General features: G+C 52.0%; 13 protein-coding genes. 2 read left to right on the top strand and 11 right to left on the bottom strand.

Features of this window, described 5'->3' with window-relative positions; translation table 11 throughout:
- Positions 1-119 precede the first annotated feature (119 nt).
- On the bottom strand, positions 120-1922 hold the full coding sequence (locus SIB66_RS07995) for an ABC transporter ATP-binding protein (RefSeq protein WP_063406556.1): 1803 nt from the start codon (positions 1920-1922) through the stop codon (positions 120-122).
- A 139-nt stretch (positions 1923-2061) separates the two neighbouring features.
- On the opposite strand from SIB66_RS07995, the gene SIB66_RS07990 reads away from it, so the two are divergent.
- Positions 2062-2262, top strand: coding sequence for a hypothetical protein (locus SIB66_RS07990; protein WP_063406555.1), 201 nt, complete (start codon positions 2062-2064; stop codon positions 2260-2262).
- A gap of 54 nt (positions 2263-2316) precedes the next feature.
- Here SIB66_RS07990 and SIB66_RS07985 read toward each other — a convergent pair whose 3' ends face one another.
- The 10 genes from SIB66_RS07985 to SIB66_RS07940 form a co-directional block, all read right to left on the bottom strand.
- Positions 2317-2628, bottom strand: coding sequence for an RNA recognition motif domain-containing protein (locus SIB66_RS07985; protein ID WP_063400342.1), 312 nt, complete (start codon positions 2626-2628; stop codon positions 2317-2319).
- A gap of 446 nt (positions 2629-3074) precedes the next feature.
- On the bottom strand, positions 3075-3302 hold the full coding sequence (locus SIB66_RS07980) for a hypothetical protein (RefSeq protein ID WP_413410295.1): 228 nt from the start codon (positions 3300-3302) through the stop codon (positions 3075-3077).
- Positions 3303-3369: 67 nt separating this feature from the next.
- Positions 3370-5277, bottom strand: a complete 1908-nt coding sequence (locus SIB66_RS07975) for a DEAD/DEAH box helicase (protein WP_236070281.1) — start codon at positions 5275-5277, stop codon at positions 3370-3372.
- A 51-nt stretch (positions 5278-5328) separates the two neighbouring features.
- Positions 5329-5712 (bottom strand): phosphomannose isomerase type II C-terminal cupin domain, encoded by a 384-nt coding sequence (locus SIB66_RS07970; RefSeq protein ID WP_063396375.1) that lies wholly within the window; start codon positions 5710-5712, stop codon positions 5329-5331.
- 13 nt (positions 5713-5725) lie between these two features.
- On the bottom strand, positions 5726-7456 hold the full coding sequence (locus tag SIB66_RS07965) for an ATP-dependent DNA helicase (RefSeq protein ID WP_063406553.1): 1731 nt from the start codon (positions 7454-7456) through the stop codon (positions 5726-5728).
- Positions 7453-11277, bottom strand: a complete 3825-nt coding sequence (locus SIB66_RS07960) for a UvrD-helicase domain-containing protein (protein WP_063421356.1) — start codon at positions 11275-11277, stop codon at positions 7453-7455. The genes SIB66_RS07965 and SIB66_RS07960 overlap by 4 nt, the downstream gene beginning before the upstream one ends.
- Positions 11278-11704: 427 nt before the next feature.
- Positions 11705-12970 carry a YbfB/YjiJ family MFS transporter gene (locus SIB66_RS07955; RefSeq protein WP_236070280.1) on the bottom strand — a complete coding sequence of 422 codons (1266 nt, stop codon included), beginning with the start codon at positions 12968-12970 and terminating at the stop codon, positions 11705-11707.
- 250 nt (positions 12971-13220) lie between these two features.
- Entirely contained in the window at positions 13221-13793 is a 573-nt protein-coding gene (locus SIB66_RS07950; protein WP_063406551.1) for a methyltransferase family protein, read from the bottom strand.
- Between the two features lie 87 nt (positions 13794-13880).
- The gene (locus tag SIB66_RS07945) at positions 13881-17192 is read right to left on the bottom strand and encodes an exodeoxyribonuclease V subunit gamma (RefSeq protein ID WP_063406550.1); all 3312 of its coding nucleotides are present in this window, start codon (positions 17190-17192) and stop codon (positions 13881-13883) included.
- Positions 17186-18091, bottom strand: coding sequence for a metallophosphoesterase (locus SIB66_RS07940; RefSeq protein WP_063406549.1), 906 nt, complete (start codon positions 18089-18091; stop codon positions 17186-17188). The genes SIB66_RS07945 and SIB66_RS07940 overlap by 7 nt, the downstream gene beginning before the upstream one ends.
- Between SIB66_RS07940 and SIB66_RS07935 the strand changes: the two genes are divergently transcribed.
- The gene (locus SIB66_RS07935; protein WP_011825614.1) at positions 18090-18308 is read left to right on the top strand and encodes a hypothetical protein; all 219 of its coding nucleotides are present in this window, start codon (positions 18090-18092) and stop codon (positions 18306-18308) included. The two genes, SIB66_RS07940 and SIB66_RS07935, sit on opposite strands and share 2 nt — an antisense overlap.
- Positions 18309-18399 lie beyond the last annotated feature (91 nt).

Here is an 18399-nt window from a genome sequence, read left to right as displayed (position 1 = left end):
ACAACCAAATGCGCCATATTATAGTTAATTAACAACGAAACAATCGTGCCATGTGGATATTGCGCTAATCAGAAGACATCTCACAAATATGACAAACCAAAGACTCGAAAAGAGTTGATTCAGGCCAACAGCAATTCGTCAGCACGTAACCCAGCCTGAACTCGCCAGAGATCCCTATAGATACCTGATTGCTTCAAAAGTGAATTGTGAGTACCTTGCTCGACAATATTACCTTGATCCATAACAATAATCTGATCTGCATGCCTCACAGTACTGAGACGGTGAGCAATCACAACAGTGGTTCGGTTTTTGGTGATATGCATCAAAGAACGTTGAATCGCTGCTTCTGTCTCATTATCAACCGCAGCGGTGGCCTCATCCAAGACCAGAATCGGTGCCTGCTTGAGAATTGCCCTAGCCAGGGCAATTCGTTGACGCTGACCACCAGAAAGACGTTGCCCACGTTCACCCACCAACGTATTGAAACCATGCGGGAGGGCTTTAATAAACTCTGAGGCTTCAGCCAAATCTGCCGCATCATCAATTATTTTCTGAGTTGTCTCAGGACTGCCATAAGCAATGTTTTCAGAAACTGTTCCATGAAATAAATAAACTTCTTGACTGACCAGTGCGATTGAACGACGTAGATCCCTTAACTTGAGCATGTCAATCGGCTGTCCATCCAGAAGAATCCGTCCCGAGCTGAGTGGATAAAGCCTCAGCAAAAGTTTCACCAGGGTGCTTTTTCCTGACCCTGTAGCTCCCACAATTCCGATCGTGCAGCCAGCGGGAATATCAAGATTGAAGTGAGTTAGAAGAGGAGCGCGGCCTTGGTAATGGAAGCCCACATCCTCAAAGCACAAAGCGCCCCGCACTCGTGCTGTTATCAACGGCTGTGATCCTTCAACGATGGTAATCGGAGTATCGATCAAATCCAGCACACGATTGGTGGAGGCCATTGAACGCTGATATTCATCAAGTGTGCGACCAAGGGTTGTAAGAGGCCACAGCAAGCGTTGTGTAATAAAAACGAGCACGCTGTAAAGCCCAACAGCCATTTGCCCCTTCCATGCCTGAAGGCCTCCGATCACCAAGATGGCCAAAAAAGCAAACAAAATGGCAAAGCGAATCAGAGGAATGAAGGCTGCTGAAAGTTTGATTGCCTGCTTATTGCTGCAGCGATAGGCCTCACTGCGATAGCGAATCTGCTCTAGTTCCCAGGCTTCTGTAGCGAAACTCTTGATTGTGAACATCCCGCCGAGGTTGTTGCTGAGATGAGCAGCCAGCTCACCAGCTTTATCTCTGACCTCGCGGTAACGCGGAGCCAACCGCCGCTGAAATTGAATTGATCCCCATAAGATCACTGGGATAGGCAAAAAGGCGAACAAAGCAACACCTGGAGCGACGAAGACCATCGCCCCACCTACCAACAGCACAGTTGTAATCAACTGCAAGATCTGATTGGCCCCGTAGTCGAGAAATCGTTCTAATTGGTTGATGTCGTCATTAAGAACAGCCATCAGCCGCCCACTGCTATCTGCCTCGAAAAACGCCATCTCCAAATTCTGGAGGTGGTTATAGGCCTTCAGGCGAAGATTGTGTTGAGTTGTCTGGGCGAGATTGCGCCACAACACGCCATAAAGATATTCAAAGAAGGATTCAGCACTCCAGATCAGAAAGGAGAGCAACGCAAGAAATCCCAATTGGCTAGGGACAGTGCTAAAGCCAAGATTCGCCAACCAGGAGGTCTGTTCGTGTACGACGACGTCAATGGCCAAACCGATGAGTACCGGCGGGGCGAGATCAAACAGTTTGTTGAGAATGGAGCAAGTGGTTGCCGCAAGAATCAGGCGCCGATGAGGCTTAAGGCTGCTGAGCAGCCTTCTCAGGGGACTTGCAGTGCGCCGAACGCGAGAATCCATAAACCTTGGGCACTACCTTCATTCAAGCGCTACAAGGTTTCGGATCAAAGCATTGAGCTGAAACCTTGCTGAGCAATCCCGTCTGAACTGTTCATTTGGCCTGAAAGGGGGTAGAAATTAAAGACTTGAAGGAGGTTCGATGACCCGTTCGAGAGCGTTCAATCGATTCCATCGCTTCACCGCAAAGAAACGCAGGCTCAGTCTTCGTGCAGCGGTTCCAAATCTGCAAGACGACATTCGTTCTGGCAATGAAGCGGTTAACCACCGCGAAGAGCTCCACCAACGGGCTTGGCAAAAGGATCTAATGCTCGAATTAATCGATCCAGAAGAAGCTTATTAAGACGAATAAGGCCACCCACAGGGTGGCCTTATTGAAAAGGCTAAGGCTACTGATTTACCAGCGGTTCCCGCCACCGCCACCGCCACCGCCGTATCCACCACGGCCACCACCGCCACCTGTGCGTTCACGTGGTGTTGCTTTATTCACGCGAATCATTCGCCCCATCCATTCAACATCCTGAAGATCGTCAATCGCTTTTTGTTCGTCTGCATCGTTTGTCATCTCAACGAAGGCAAAACCACGCTTGCGCCCCGTCTCTCGATCGAGAGGGAGGCTGCATGTCTTGACTTCGCCGTATTGGCTGAACAGGTCGAGCAAGTCCTCCTGTTCCGCCTGGAAAGAGAGGTTGCCTATGTAAATGGTCATTCCTAAAAGGACCGATGGGATTTGATCAGTGAAGCCTTGGTCCGAAAAGGAAAGTCCTTGAATGCTGGAGCTGGAAAGCCGAAGCCTAGGGAGCGAGCCGTTTGGGGCCGGTGAGCTGATGCTGATGCTCACCTAAGTTACAGGGGAGCGAGTCAGAAGCTCTCAAAAAGCCATAAGACATACAAACAAGCTGTTGTCTGGCGACAAAATCAGGCGATTGTCAAGAGTGGCCAATCACTAGCTCTAGAGTGGATTGTCCTTCTTATCAATCTTGGTTGCAGCTGCGATGGTGTGCTGAACCAAGGGAATCATCAGAATCGGCCTAACATTCTTATGAGCAGAACAGAACTATTGAAGAAGTAGCGTTCGAATTGATCAGAATGACTGGGGTTCTTGATCTAAATCGCTTTCAGGCCAATGTTCAGATCAATACATTAAAAGCAAGTTTAAATGTCGTAGTGAGCACCTGCCTTGGCTTGGCATTTGGACTGCGCTGAACTGATGAATTCCCCGGCATTCACCTGATCTAGGAAACATTGACAGGTGAACTGGCCCATCCCTGCAGGGGGCGTCTTACCTGCATTGGCCATAGCTGCGTTAAAACCCAGCAAACACATTGTGGTAATAGCGTTCTCATCCTCGCTGCTTTGAGCTAAACCATCAGCCGTAGACATAGCAAAAAGGACACTGCTCAGACTGATAGATAGGCAGATTCGCTGCAAAAGAGCCATCGACGCTGAATTAAGAAGCACGCTGGATATGCAACTCTCGATTCATCACCTTGAGACGTTTTAGATCTTTAAAAACATCCTCAGGCATTCCTTTGGGAAGATCCACAAGACTGTGCGACTCAAAAATCTGAATGCGACCAATCATCCGTCCTTCTAGCCCGGATTCATTGGCGATGGCACCAACCAGATTGCCAGGCTTGACACGATCGCGATGACCGACTTCCACACGAAAGCGCTCCATGTGATCTTCCGGCGGTCTCGATGAACGCTCAGGCCTTCGGCCAGAGCCTCCACGACTTTCGTGACGATCGTTGCGACGGTTTCGCTGAGTTGATTGCTGCAACCAACCCTCATCAGCCTGCACCAAGATTGGGCCTGGGCCAACAGCAAGCTCTAATGCTGCTAGAGCCAATTGCTCTGGACTGAGGCTAAGCTCCTGCACAACACGCTGGATTAGCTCCTGGAGAAGGGCTGTCTCCTCGGAGTTATCTCTCTCCGTCTTAGCGGCAGTGGTGAGACGTTGACGAAGGCGATCAAGACGACTCTGGTTAATCGCTTCATTGTTGGGGATATCCATCGGTTCGATGGGTTGACCTACAGCACGTTCAAAGCCGCCCACAAAGCGACGTTCCCTAGGGTTCACGAACAAAATGGCCTCTCCACTGCGGCCAGCCCGGCCGGTACGCCCGATGCGATGCACATAGGCTTCGCTATCAAAGGGGATGTCGTAGTTGATCACCAGGCTGATGCGATCGACATCTAGACCTCGAGCGGCAACATCAGTAGCAACCAAGATATTCACGCTGCCTTTGCGCAAACGTTCAACCGTTCGTTCCCGTTGGTTTTGAGGGACATCCCCGTTCAGTACGGCAACATCGTGTCCAGCGGCTTCCAGTGCCTCAGCAACGGTGAGAGTGATCACCTTGGTGCGGGCAAAAATAATCACTCCCTCACCAGTGAAAGCCTCAAGAACCCTTCTAAGGGCTTCAAGTTTGTGGCTGTTCTGGAGAGTGATACATCGCTGACGGATGAGACGAGCCTCCTGATCACGGCTCTTGATCGTGATCTCTGCTGGTTCGTGTAGGTAACGCTTCGAAAGTCGACGGATCTCTGATGGCATCGTTGCCGAAAACAGCACCATCTGGCGCTCCTCAGGCAACTGCTCCAGGATCCATTCGACATCATCGATGAAACCCATACGCAGCATTTCATCGGCTTCGTCAAGCACCAAACACCTCAAACCAGAGGTGTCGAGAGTGCCCTGCCGCATGTGATCCATCAAGCGGCCCGGGGTGCCTACCACGACATCCACGCCACGTTTGAGGGTATTGATCTGAGAGCGGAAATCGGCTCCGCCATATACCGCCAAAACTTTGAGATGCGGATGGCCAACGGCATAAGCACGGAACGAATCCGCGACCTGCATCGCCAACTCCCGGGTCGGGGCCAGCACCAACACTTGGGGACGACTGCCATGATCATGAAGCCGCTCGATCAGGGGCAATGCAAAAGCGGCTGTTTTGCCTGTTCCAGTCTGAGCCTGACCAACTAGATCACGACCCAGCATCAATTCTGGAATAGCAGCTTTCTGAATTGGGGAGGGTTGCTTATAACCCTTTTCTGCAAGGGTCTTGAGCAACGGCTCGCTAAAGCCAAAACAATCGAATTCGGAAACTAACTCTGTCGCTTCAGTCTCTTCACAGGCCTCAGCGGCTACTGCGACCGAGCCATCGCCTGAATTGTTTTGATTGGTGGCCTCAGCCACAGTGGTTAAACCATCATCTGCGCTCGTTGAAGAGATCTCAGACGCACTCTTTTCAGGGGAACACGAGACATCCTCGTGCGCTTTTGTATGGGTCATCGAGAGAAGGCGTTGTCTGCCTGATTGATCCTTTAAATCAGGCAGACAACGCCCCATACGCGGATACCCGCGTTGTGCTGCCTCGCCTTTTCTTCAAAGGTTGATTTCCTAACTTATCACCCGTCCGTAGTCATCCTCGAGGCGTTCAATATCTGATTCCTGCAATAGCTGACCATGCTGAACCTCAATGACCACCAAATCGCTTTGGCCTCCACGAGCTCGGTGAAGCACTCCCAGAGGGATATACAAGGTGGTGCCAGCTTGAGCATCGTGCCAAGTGTTTTTACAGAAAAGCTGCCCCTGGCCTGAGACCACAGTCCAATTTTCACTGCGATGTTGATGACGCTGAAGGCTGAGCTGTTGACCGGCAAAGACCAAAAAACGCTTGACCTTATAGCCCTCTCCTTCGAGCAGATCTTCATACCAACCCCAAGGACGCTCAACTCTCTGGGGGGCCTTGCTCATGCCTCTGCTAGCAGTTGCATTCAGCATGGCGGTGTCAGCCTCAGCCGTCACTATGAGCAGATGGCATTGCAGTAATGAGATCCACTCGCTGTCGCGCGCGCGTGATAGCAGTGTAGAGAAGTTTCCTCTCGAAGCTAGAAGCGCTCTCACGACCATCAGCGCTGGTAGCCGACACAGCTGTGATTTCCGGCCAGAGAAGAATGACATGATCAGCCTCACTCCCCTGAGACTTATGAACCGTAAGAGCCAAAGCTGGCTCCACCATGCTCAATCGGGCCGGGTGGATGATGCGTGTGGTCAGTCCTCCCTGCTCAGAGAGCACGCGAAACAGGATGCGCAGATTGTCTCCTTGACCAACCACCAAGCCAATGTCACCGTTTGCTAGCCCCAGTTCCGCTTGGTTCTCGCAACACATCACCGGCGTTCCCAACGGCCAGCGCATCACTCCAGCCTCAAGGCTTTGACCCAACAATGCGCGATGCACATGATCGACTCCCCAAAAACCACGACGTTTCGGACAAAGCACCATCAACCGCTCGAGAGAATCCAGCAAAGACTCAGCTGCAACGGCAAGATTGGTGTTGATCATGGTTGAGGTATAAGCATCATCTGGCAGCTCGAGCATCAGTTCGGCAGTGAGTCGTTGCAGTGTTCTGCTGTGCTCCTGCAAGTGCTGAACTAAAAAGCTTGGCATGCTGCTGAGGTTGCATTGATGCTGCTCAACATTCGCTGATTTCGGCAGAAGAGAAAGTTGTTGCCAAAAAGCAGACAGGCCCTGATTACACAGAACTCTGCTCAACGTTGCTAGTGAACCGCGGTTGCGATAGAGCTGATGCAGGTGAATGGCACCATGATTGAACTGTTGGCGGATATCAGCCTGTTGGAGTTGATGCCAAACCGCTCCACTACCAACTGGAGGCAACTGATCGGGATCGCCAATCATTACAAGCTGACTATCAACAGGAAGAGCGTTTAACAACGCCTGCATCAGGGTGAGATCTACCATCGACATCTCATCAATAACGAGGAGATCAAGCATTAGGGGGTGTTGTTGATGCCTACCAAACCCACCAGGCCTGGCCTGAAGCCAGCGGTGAAGGGTGCTACAAGGGAGGCTGGTCAATGCCTGCCGCTGGGGGGGAGAGATTGTCTCAAGCCCCTTGCGAACAGCCTCCTCTAGGCGTCTTGCCGCTTTGCCTGTGGGAGCAGCAAGACCAATCTTCAGGCCTGGTCTCAACGTGACTGCCCGCGCCAACATTTGCACGATGGTGCTGGTTTTGCCCGTACCCGGACCGCCACTCAACAACACCACGCCATGGTGATCGATAGCTTCTACGGCAGCCTGCTGTTCAGGGTTAAGCCCATCCAACAAAGCAGGATGATGGGATGGTGTGGTGCAGATTGAAGTCGGTTGACCAACATTTGACCTGTTGATCAACTCCTTGATCACAGCGTCCATGTCACCATGCCAACGACGCCAACTCAATTGATTGCCGTTTAAAACCATCGGAGAAGCCGCGCCTTCCAGCCAGCCACTAGCCAGCAGAGCCTGACAATGAGCCTCAGGCCATCCCATCGCTTTGAGTTCTTGAGGGGGAGACATCGCAGTGAGATTCAGCTGCAGCTCACCGCGGGCTAATGCATCCATCAAGGCGTTGACCAAGTCCTCGAGATGAATTGATGAAGCCTTGGGCGGGAGACGCCTCAACAACGTTTGATGCAGTGCTCTGGGAAAACCTGATGGCCAAGTGGATGAATCGCTGCGAGTCATTGTCCTCCGTTCTTGAGCAAGCGATCCAAAAGCAAAACCCGCTCCAATGGTGCAGGCTCCACAATCAAGCCAGGCACTGATTTAGTAAGGGAGCGACCGTTGATGGCCTTAGCGCCTGGGAGACCTCTAAGAAAAACGTAGACGTATCCGCCTAGATGGCGCTGTGGTTCGTAACTTGGCAACCGCCAACGCAAAAAACGATGGAGTGCGACCAAATAAAGATGGGCTTGAAGAGGGTAATGATGAAGGAGCATCTGCTGCTCCATTGCGGAGTCGTCGTAATGGAGCGGACCACAAGCGACAGCCTGCCCCTCTGGATCACGCCGACCGATCCAGTTGCTTTTCCAATCAGCAACCCACCAACGAGCTTCTAAAGATTCTTCTGAATCGGTGAACACAAGATCAATCGAACCGGTAAGAAAACCACGACTGCAAACATTGAGACCTTGAATCATTTCGGCATAGGGCAAGCCAAAGCGAGCCAATGGATTCAGATGAAAAACACTGGCTAGATCAAACGAACGCAACACTTTGCCTTGATGAGCAATTGGCAAATCGAAGCTGAGTTCATGAATGCGACGTTGACCATGCAGTTGATTCAGTCGCAAGCCTCCCAGGGAACCACCAATTGGAGTACTCAACACCCTGTCAAGACCATCCTGAACTGAGGCGAGCAGAGTGATGTCAAGGCTTGCGCGTCGGAGCTCTTCTTCAATCACGATGACGGCATTCGGATCTTGCAATGGCTTGCAAAAATCCAGTCGTTCAAGAATCCGGTGTAAGCAATCCCCTGCTGCAGCACCACGAGGGAATTGCCCCAGAGGGCTCTGGTCAGACCAGTTCAACGTTGGAGTTGAGCGAGAGGCATCAGCAATCGCACTCTGATCTTGAAGTTTGAGCATGGGTTCAAGCTTCTGCTGATCGCTATCTCGACCTTCTTCCAACTCCAAAGGATCAGCAGGAGCACTGCCGTCATAAGTGTGTGTAGCAGACACCCAAGCGGAATAACTACTGCGACCCCAAGACAGATCAAGGCGCCGTTGCGGTGTTGGGCCAAGAGTTAACTCACCTTGAAGCGGCGGCGGTTGCCAGCGCTGTTGCATCGAATTCAGCTGAGCCGGAACAACAGTGATCGGCAACTGCTGGCGATCAAGCCAAGCACTCATTCGTTCTGGAGTGAGATCCTGCATCGCTGCATCGATGGCATCAACACCAAACAGCCAAGCGCTGAGGGGATTGCCTTCCTGTTTGGCGCCCCGAGCCCAAATCAACATCAACAGAGAGCAGGCTCTTGTGATCGCCACATAGGCAAGACGTTCGGCTTCCTGCAGGGATGCTTGATGAGCCTGCTGTGAAAGCTGCCACCCTTTCCCCCAGCCTGTGCTGAGTGCTACACACCAACGCGACTCTGAGCCGGATCTCCACAGGGGGCCGTGGGGGAGGGAGGGGGCTTGCCAGAGGTAGGGACAAATCACAACGGGATATTCCATCCCCTTGCTGCGATGCACTGTGACCACAGCAACCGCACTCTCGGCTACATCACTGTGAGGTTGTCGAACCTCTGGAACCGGATCAACAGGTTGTAGTCGTTGGCGACGCAACCAATCAGCTGCAGTAGCCGCATCCAAGCCTTGACGATGAATCACCTCCTGTACAAGCTGCGCACATTGATATAAGTCGCCTAAAAGACGTCCGCGTTCTGAGAGATCAGCCATTGTGCGGCCTTCAAGTAACTCAGCTAGGCAGCCCATAAGACCAAGGCGGGGAAGATTCATGGCCCAATTACGGAAGCGAAGGGCTAATTGATCGAGCTCACCATTGCATTCAGCATGAGCGAGCTGCTCTGTCTTCCATTGCATCAGAGCTGAACAGGCCACAAGCTTCAAACTGCTGCTGTGGGAGGGTCTGGCCAAACAATCCAGAAAACGTTGTAAGACCTGTGCCGCTTCACTGGTGAGAACATCCCCCTGGCTAACAAGCCGAGTGGGCACTGCAGCGACAGCAAGGCCCTGGCGAATGCTGGCTGCCTGTCGATGACGACCAACAAGTATGCAGATATCAGAAGGGCTGAAGTTGTATGAATCACTCTGAAGCAGATCCAAAACAGCATGGGCAACAGCCGTTGGGATCTGTTCTTCCAGGTTGGTTTTAGAGGTCAGTGGAGCAGGTTGCGCACCTGTTGGATGAGTAGCTTCATCAAGATTGAGCAGTTGCAGTGGGTGCACACCAAGGGGCAAAGGCCTTGGTGTTGCTCCACTACAAGCAGTTAAAGATGGAACATTTAGTTTTGAACGCCTCAAACCTGGAGCCATCAAGTGGTTCAAGCCATCAAGCAATGGAGTCGTTGTACGGAAGTTATCAAGTAAGGCGTCGATGCGATCAACCTTTGAACGTGCATGCAAGTAGGTGTTGAGATCACCACCACGAAATCGATAAATCGCCTGCTTAGGGTCACCCACCATCAACAGAAGATGGTCAGGGCTATGTGCAAAGGCCCCTTCAAGCAGACGCCATTGCACAGGATCCGTGTCTTGAAACTCATCAATCAACGCGACGCGATAACGCTGTCTTAACGCCTCAAGCCATGGTGCTTGTTGATCAGGGTGGATTTGAGCGATGGTCTCGGATTGAGGATTGGGATCCAGTGCAGAGAGAAGCTCTGCGTAGTTCATCACACCACGCTGCCTGCGGCGCTCAGCTAACGCAGACAGCCCCCAATGCAAGGCATGATTCCACACCTGTTCAGCAGGGCCATCACAAAGATCAGCAATTGATCTCTGCAATGCAGGCATCAGAGGAGTGGGGTTTTCTTCGCCGCAACGCCGAGCAACAGTGCAAACAACAGCTGGATGAAAGTAATCCGTGAGCAAGGGTTGATCACGGATCGCTTCGTAGCCAGGAGTAAAAGGCTGATCAGAATGTTGTGGTTTTTGGGAGAAAACTTCAAGCCAGTGATTGAGGATGGCGAAACGATCTTTTTTGGGTTTAGGGCTAAAGGGTTTTGTATCTTTAGCGCCCAGAGATCGCCAATCAGCAGCGCGACTCGATAAAGCGATATCCAATTCAGAGCCGTGTCGTTGCCAGTGATCAACAAACTGTTGCCAGCACTGCTGAAGGTAGGCATCGAACTGGCTTGATAGCGGTTGTGAAGACTGCAGATGGCTGGGGTGAGTTTCGAGAGCCAAGCTGGGATCGCTATCGAGTTTGAGCAACGCCTTGGCCAAGTTCTCAACGCTAAAGCCAGCATCGAGAAGGCCGGGTAGATGCTGGACATCGAGAGCTAAGACCTGTTGCTGCCAATAATCATGAACAACTTCTTGAACAAGTTGTTGTCCGGAGTCATCCAGGCGTGGGTCCATGACAGCACCACTCTCAAGAGCCTGGCGCCGCAAGGTACGCCTGCAGAAGCCATGGATGGTGGTGATATCAGCCAGATCAAGGCTCTCAAGTGCTACCAAGAGGGAAGAGATCCATTGATGCCGTTGAGAAAGATCGTGGCCGTTGCACTGAAGCCATTGCTCGAGAACAAGATCAGACGGCTTATCAATGGCGCCATGATCGAGGGCTTCAAGACCTTCAAGAGCATGCTCAAGGCGTTGGCCAATGCGAGAGCGCAGCTCTGCTGCTGCAGCTTCAGTGAAAGTAACCACCAACAGTTCACTAATTTGGTGGCCGCCTTCCGTGAGCAGTCGTAAAACCAGATGAGCAAGAGCAAAAGTCTTGCCTGTGCCTGCACTGGCTTCTAGTAAGCGAAAGCCAGGTCCGAGGGGGTAATCATTGGACTGGAAACAATATTCAGGCTCACGGCTGACATTAGCCATTGCAGTGAAGCAGAGCTAATTGGTAACTCTCACCGGTCATTCTCTGCCTTTGACATCGTATTTACCAAAAGTGCCTAAAGGCGTTGAAAAACTCAACTTACCAAACACTTTAAAACAATTGTTGACTAGTAGCTTCAAATATAATTATTGTTCATTACCTAGTCTAATCTGCCAAAGATCACTCCATCCCAAACAAGCCCAAGAAGTCACAGGTTACCTAATCGGTTACTGAAGGATATTAGTCATCAATCTTGCCATCCACTAATTATGCACTAGGCTTATATAAAAACGATAACATATAACGCGCCTCAATGATTCTCTTGTTCCACTGTCTAAGTATTTCAATGAAGCATCAATAGGATTGATCTCTCCACTTGCATCTCAGGCATATAATCTCATCAAACTTGGCCAAGCCGTAACAGAACCCTCAATAACTAGGAGCTTTTGAAGAACCTAATCTTTGTAATAGTTCCATGCTTAACTGAACTAACAGAACTCCAATTCCTATTAAAAGAACTAAATTAAGATTGGTACTTGCAAGATGAGCGAATGAGAAAGAAAAGCATGCATAACCGCAACCTGCCAAAGAAACCATAACGGCCCACACACGTCGATGAGCCTCCGCAGATGGCAAAAACTCTCCAAGTCTGTCATAAGTAAGAGTGGCCGTCATCCACATCCATACACCAATCAGAAACGTTGCTAAAAGGATGATTGAAACTTCATCGCTAAAGAAAAACAACACGCTGGCGAGAAGTCCAATACAAGACACCAATGGGAGCATCAAGGATGTCGGCCATCGGCGCGGTAAAAAGGCTGCAGTGAGTGCCCCAACCGTAGATCCCAATCCAAGTAAAGCTAAAGAGTCACTGCTTAAAGAAGAGGCCCCACCAAATTTCTGAGCAACAACGATCGGTGCATAAAGGGAAATCGGCACTTGCCCCGCTCCCACTAACAGCCCTCCACCTACGACCAGAACCACAACTCGCCAACGATTGCCTGGTTTGATTGTACTTAAGTCAGTTGAGCTCTCAGCAGATTGAGATTGTCCAGAAGCAGATTGAGACTGTATTGACTTGCTAAGCAACCAAAGCACAGGCAATGCCAATGCCATCGACAACAAGGCCAAAGCGACCCAGGCGATCATCGCCGAATGATGGGCAAAGAGGCCAATTGCAGAGGCCCCAAGCAATGCTCCAATCCCTCCTCCAGCCAGAACCAAACCCGAACCTCGGCGTCGATGACGCGAATGCAAACCAGCAAGAGCAATCGCTGGAATTCCACTAATCAAATGGCCTGCTGCAAAGCCTGCACAAATTCGAGCAACTGCTTGCCACAAAAAACTCGATTCAAATGCCTCCAGCCAGAAAGACAGCGGCAGCAGCAATAATGCAAGCATCATCATACGCAGAACAACCTTTCGATTGCGTATCTGCGAATGGTGCAAAGAGCCCAATAAATAAGCACCAAGATTTAAGCCTGCAAGATCTCCCATTCCAGTGGTACTGATCCAAGCTTCATCGATCATGAAGCGTCCAACTGCCCCAAAATCAAAGCGGGCTATACCAAGCCCGATTGCAGTAGCACAGCTACCTGCAATGACCATCAGGTTGAAGGGTCTGAGATTATTATCAGCTTTTTGTATCAAGATAACTCCGTAAAAGTTGGCGCGAATCTCGTGAGCATGGCCCACTCCCCATTCAAGTTACTTTTGCAGCCAAGAACACCAAGGGCAAAAAAGCTTAACAATAATGGGCAGGATAGATTTTGGCGTAACTTCTCAAGTCATCATTGCTGATCTCACTTTTAAGAAGCTGGTGTGTCTTAAAATTTCAGGCCTTAAGTATCATACAGAATGAAGCTGGTTTTTTAAACAACTCAGCCCCAATTGTGCGCCTCTATCCAATACACACCCAACCCAAAAAAGTAACTTTTAATCCCAATCAGCTTCTCCAGTCCAGCAGAGGAAACCCTGGAATAATCGCTGCAGTACTAGTGCGATAGGCACTGTATTCAGGATGCAAGATCATTAACTTTCGCTCCTCCCGCCGAGCCTTACCCCTCAGCAAAAGGCACAGCGCAAGGAACAACGCCACATGCAACAGGCTGCCAAGGGCAATGGCAACTCCAGCGGAACACAGCAACAGCGCTTGATAAAGCGGATGGCGGCAGCGTCGATAGGCACCCATCGTTACCAGGGCAGCAGCGGGCTTTGGATCAGGCAGTGGTGAAAGGCTTGCGCCAAGACGCCAAAACGCTTGAACCACTAACAACACCCCCACACCAAATAGGCAGGCGCCAAAAATGGTAATTGGCAATGGCCAGCGATATCCCCAACGCTCTAAAGCAGGCCAAGGGGGCAAAAGATGGGCTGCAATCAGGATGATCTGTGCCAACAGCCACCACTCACCCTGGCGATTATCCAGCCAGCCTCCCCAACTCAGGCCCCAACCAGAAAAAGCCATACCCAGAGACTCTGCTGGGCTTTGCTTTGTAGAATTTGACATCGAAGCCATGACATGGATCTATTCACACAAGTCTGCGCAGACTGAATAGCAAAAAGCTTGCATGAACTTCAAATCAATGATCAGCCGCAATGACTTCTAGATCGCCAATGCCTCAACCAAAGGGCCATAGAGGCTTGTGTATGCCTGCTCAAAACCAGCGCTGTTGAGAAGCTCTGAAGCTTCGCAGTTCAGACCAAAACAGAGCTGCATCTCAGCCCGTTCACGCTCACCCTGAACATTAAATCCGCCACTCCACGAGTGACGGAAGGCTTGTTCACCCCTACCAGCCGATTTGTTGTTGGCGTTGGCGTAGGCCCAACCACTCATCGGTGGCACCGGCCAACACTGACTCAAACCCTGACAGGCCAAAGCCTGCAAAGCAATGAGTTGTTCTCGTGCTTGCTCGGCTGGAAGTGGCTGCCAACGCAGAGCTATCTCAAATTGATCCTTCTTGGCTGCTGATCCACAACGGGCTACGACGACAGTTGCCGAGGTAAGTGTGTGATTTGCGCAGACCTGCAAATGGCTTAGCCATCCCTCCATCACCCCCCTTGACTTCAACTGACCTGGTTGCACCACCACGACCGTGTTCCCAGCCCAAAGTATTTGCCTGGAGCCATCCGCCAATTCAAGACGTCGTGTCGAGCATGGTCCCATGCTCAGTAGCGTTGCCTGTAAATGTTGCCAACGCTTCTCGAGTCGTTCGCACTCCAACGTCGCAGCTGCTCCTGGTGGAAGGGTGCCTTGGCCGGCATAGCGATGCTTCCAATCACCGGCTTCTGATTCCTGCAGCAATGCCTTCTCATCCGTAGGGAGATGGCCAAGCAGCTCTGACAAGCGTTGCCTGAGCAAACCATGCCGATGCCATTCATCTAGATCGAGGGCCTCAAGATCTTCAACAGGATCAAGCCATTCACGTGGTGTTACCTGAAATTGCTCCAGCCAAATCAGTTGGGGAGCGATTAACCAGCGCAACAACAATTCAGATGAGATAACCGCAGAAGCCTCCAATGACACCGAACTCCAATGCAAAGGCAACGCAAGGGCAAGGGGTGGTGGCGCTAGAGTTTTATCCAACCAGCGGCGCGCCTCGAAATGGCGACGGTCACAGCTAGGAGGCGGTTGGCTCCCCTGAGATAGAAAATTACTGCGCTCAAGGGGATTGGCGGCTGGTTCTCGACATAGGCCCTCAAATGTCTCATCGCTGAGCTCATGCTGCAGCCGTCCAAGCCATTGCTGCACAGGGCTAGCAGCTGGGCGACATTCGCCCGTGTGCTCATCGCGGCTGTTCCAGGTGATCAGCAGATGCTGTCGAGTCGACATCAATGCTTCCAAAAGCACATAACGATCTTGATCACTACTGCGTGGATCACCTAACTGACGCTGCTGCTCCAATAGATGAAAGCCAGCTCGCTCGCGATGGCGAGGGAAAACATCAGCGTCCAATCCCATCAGCACGATCACACGATGAGGGATGGCACGCATCGGCTCCAGAGCACTAACTGTGAGGGCACCAGTGCGATGTCCAAACCGCCCGCTATCTGCAGAGAGAGCTTCATTCAACACATCTGCTACAACAGCCGCTTCCAGCAACAACGTGCAGTCAGCACCAATCTGACGCCAATCCTCCAAAGCAATCAGCAGGCACTGCCGCTCCCAGGCCCAAGAGCCACCATCACCAAACAACTCCTCGACAAAACCCTGTAGAAGCTCTACCCAAGCTCCACAAGTTCGAGCACGACGAAACTCTTTCAGCTGCCGGCAGAACTGAGCCAAAAGCTGCCACCACTTCGCAAGCTGTGCTGGTTCCAGCCCCTCTGCGAAGGGTGCTGCTCCTCCAGGGGCCAGACCTGGTGTGCTGGGCAACACCAAGCCAAGCAGCCAGCGATCCAAGCACCAGCTGAGGCTATGGGTCTCATCACCACCACGCTCCTCGGCATCAAGTCCCCAGCGAAATCCTGTGCGCTGCAAACAGCGACTAAGGCTACTGGCATCGTCCTGGCTGAAACCTTGCTGCTGCTGTATTGCGGGATTAGCGAGCAAGCCCTCAAGGGCGGTGGCAGTCAATCGCTCACCTGCGATCTGAAGCAGTTGCAACATCCCCTGCGTCAGCCCAGGGCTGTCCTGCTGGCTGCGATCTGTGAGCCGCCAGGGAAGCTCCACGCCAGTGGCTGCAGCATCGTTGAACACCGAGGCGAGCAGAGGAGCAAAACGATTGACCTGTGGGGTCATCACCAACACATCACGGGGTTCGAGGCTGGGGTCGGCAGCAAACCATTGCAAGATCTGATCGCGGACCAACTGCACCTGGCGCCATTGCCCAGGGCAAGCCAAAAACTGCAAAGAACTGTCCTCTTGCCTGCGCCGTAGAGGTTGATGCTCCTCCGGCGAGACAAGCTGCTGCTGAAGCTGCTCAAGCAACGTAGGTTCTTGTCCGGATTCACAAGCCATGCTGGCCGGCGCGGCGAATAGATCACCCTCCTGCCACTGGCCAAGCTGACTCTCACCGCCACCTTCCAGCAACTGCTGAAATTCCGCGCCCATGCGTCCAAGGATGGCTTCTAAGCGCGGCGCTTCGAGCAACCACAAACCATCAGCCGGCTCGGTCCACTGATTCCCCAACGTCTCCCTTCTGCTACGACATCGCTGCCAAAGATCCGGGCAGGGGGTCAGCAGAAACATCTGTACGTCCACAAAACCCGAGAGGGCCTGAATCAACTCCACTTGCACCGGAGCAAGACTGCTCAGACCAAAAAGCCGCAGTTGACTTGGCAATGCCATGGCGGGGTTGTCTCCGCTGCGCAGCTTTGAGACAGCCCTATGCACCTGAATCCCGAACGGTTCAACCTGCAAACGTTCAGCCAATGAACGCAGCAACTGGGGTTGCCAGCGCAGGGTTAAAGGCATCTCCTGCGATGAGTTCAAAAGCTGATCACTGCCCTCCAGCCATTGATGGATCAACTTGGGGCGGTAAAGCGCATAGTCGTCAAAGGCATCGGCAATGCTTCTGGCTAACTGCCATTGCACTCGGTTGAGGTGGCCTGGCCGAGATGGCTGCCGATTGACCCATTCTCTCAATGGCGCAGCTTCTTCAGTCTCCAAAAGCTGTGGCAACAAATCAAGCAAAGGCCAAACGAGTCGACTAGCCCGCCAGGGATCATCAGCATCACTATCGATCCCCAATATCATCCGAACCAATTGCCTTAAACGTGATCCTGGGAAAGGGAATCGCACCAAAGCACTGATGCCATTCACGCTTGCCAACTGTTCCCCCAGCCAGCGGCTTGTGGGCCAGGTGTTCACCACGACATCCACTGAGTCAAATAGACCTGGTGGTGCCAGACGCAGCTGCTCCGCCAACACTCGAGCTAACCACTCCGCTCTGTTGCTGCGGTAGATCGTCAGCAAGGCTTAGTAGAAACCAGGGATGATGATGTAGTCATCTCTTGAGTAAACGCCTCTTTGAGCTTGTCGACATCGCATGCAAGATGCTGATTCAACTTGCGGTCACCGCAGACCTGAACAACAGCATCGTGTTCTGGGCAATAGGCGCTCAGCAAGCCCCCGTAGCAAGCTCCCGTATCAATCATCACAATATGGCGATGGCGCTCCACCTGCGGACGAGGGGTATGAGCCACGATCACGCGTCCATAGCGACCGTCGTAATCCTCCCAGAATCGCTGACGAATGCTCAAATCAGGATTGCCATCGAGGTCAAAGCCAGCGTGAGTCGCAATCCATCCCTTGGCTTTGTAAACAAGAGGAAGCACTTTCAATCGGCTTAACCACTCTCGAGCCTGGCGATCACCCAATTGCCGGTACGTGTCAATCGCCAGCAAAGCAGCCTGGCCATCTTGAGGGTCGACCTCCAGACAATCGATCAGGTGTTGTTCATGGTTTCCACGCAACCAATGAGCACGACCGCCACAGACCATTTCCCAGGCAAGCAACATGGTGGCCTCAATGGCCGGCCCTCGATTGATCACATCTCCACAAAACACGAGCTGGTCTGAGCTGGGGAGCAAGGCGATGAGCTCTACCAAGGATTGATAACAGCCATGGACATCCCCAATCACCCAGTGACATTCGCGGGGTGACTTCACAATCGCAGCAGCATTCTCTTCAAGATTCTGGCTGGGCAGTAGCCATATGTCAGCGCTACTGCGTACGGTGAACAGTCTTGAAGTGGTTGATTTGGATCCACGCACGTTGCCGGTCATCAAACGAGTCGACTTACTCGTCAAATCCCTCAATGGTGCTGAGCGCACCAATGAAGCTTTGGCGCGTTGCGAGGATGCAGACTCCATGATTGACGTCCTTCTAGGTGCGGCAGCCCAGCTTGAGCTTGGTCTCACCCGGGAAGATTTGATGACCACACCACCAATCCGTGACTGGATCTGGTGGAAGGAGAAAGAGGCCCTGATTACCATCGGTGAAACCAAGCCCCGTTACAAACAGGACGATCGAGCCTCCGCAGAGAATTCGACTGGACGTCGCACCTTCCTAGGGTTGTTCAGATTCTGATTGCTCAATGTTGGAGGGCCTGTTTTAGGCTTCAGCAGAAGGATCAGTAACGATCGAGATCACCATCACTGCAGGCAGATTCATCTTTTTT

The organism is Prochlorococcus sp. MIT 1318, from assembly GCF_047304505.1.
GTDB classification, from domain to species: Bacteria; Cyanobacteriota; Cyanobacteriia; order PCC-6307; family Cyanobiaceae; genus Prochlorococcus; species Prochlorococcus marinus_D.
The sequence above is the reverse complement of the archived record's forward strand: the minus strand, read 5'-3'. Positions and strand labels throughout refer to the sequence as shown.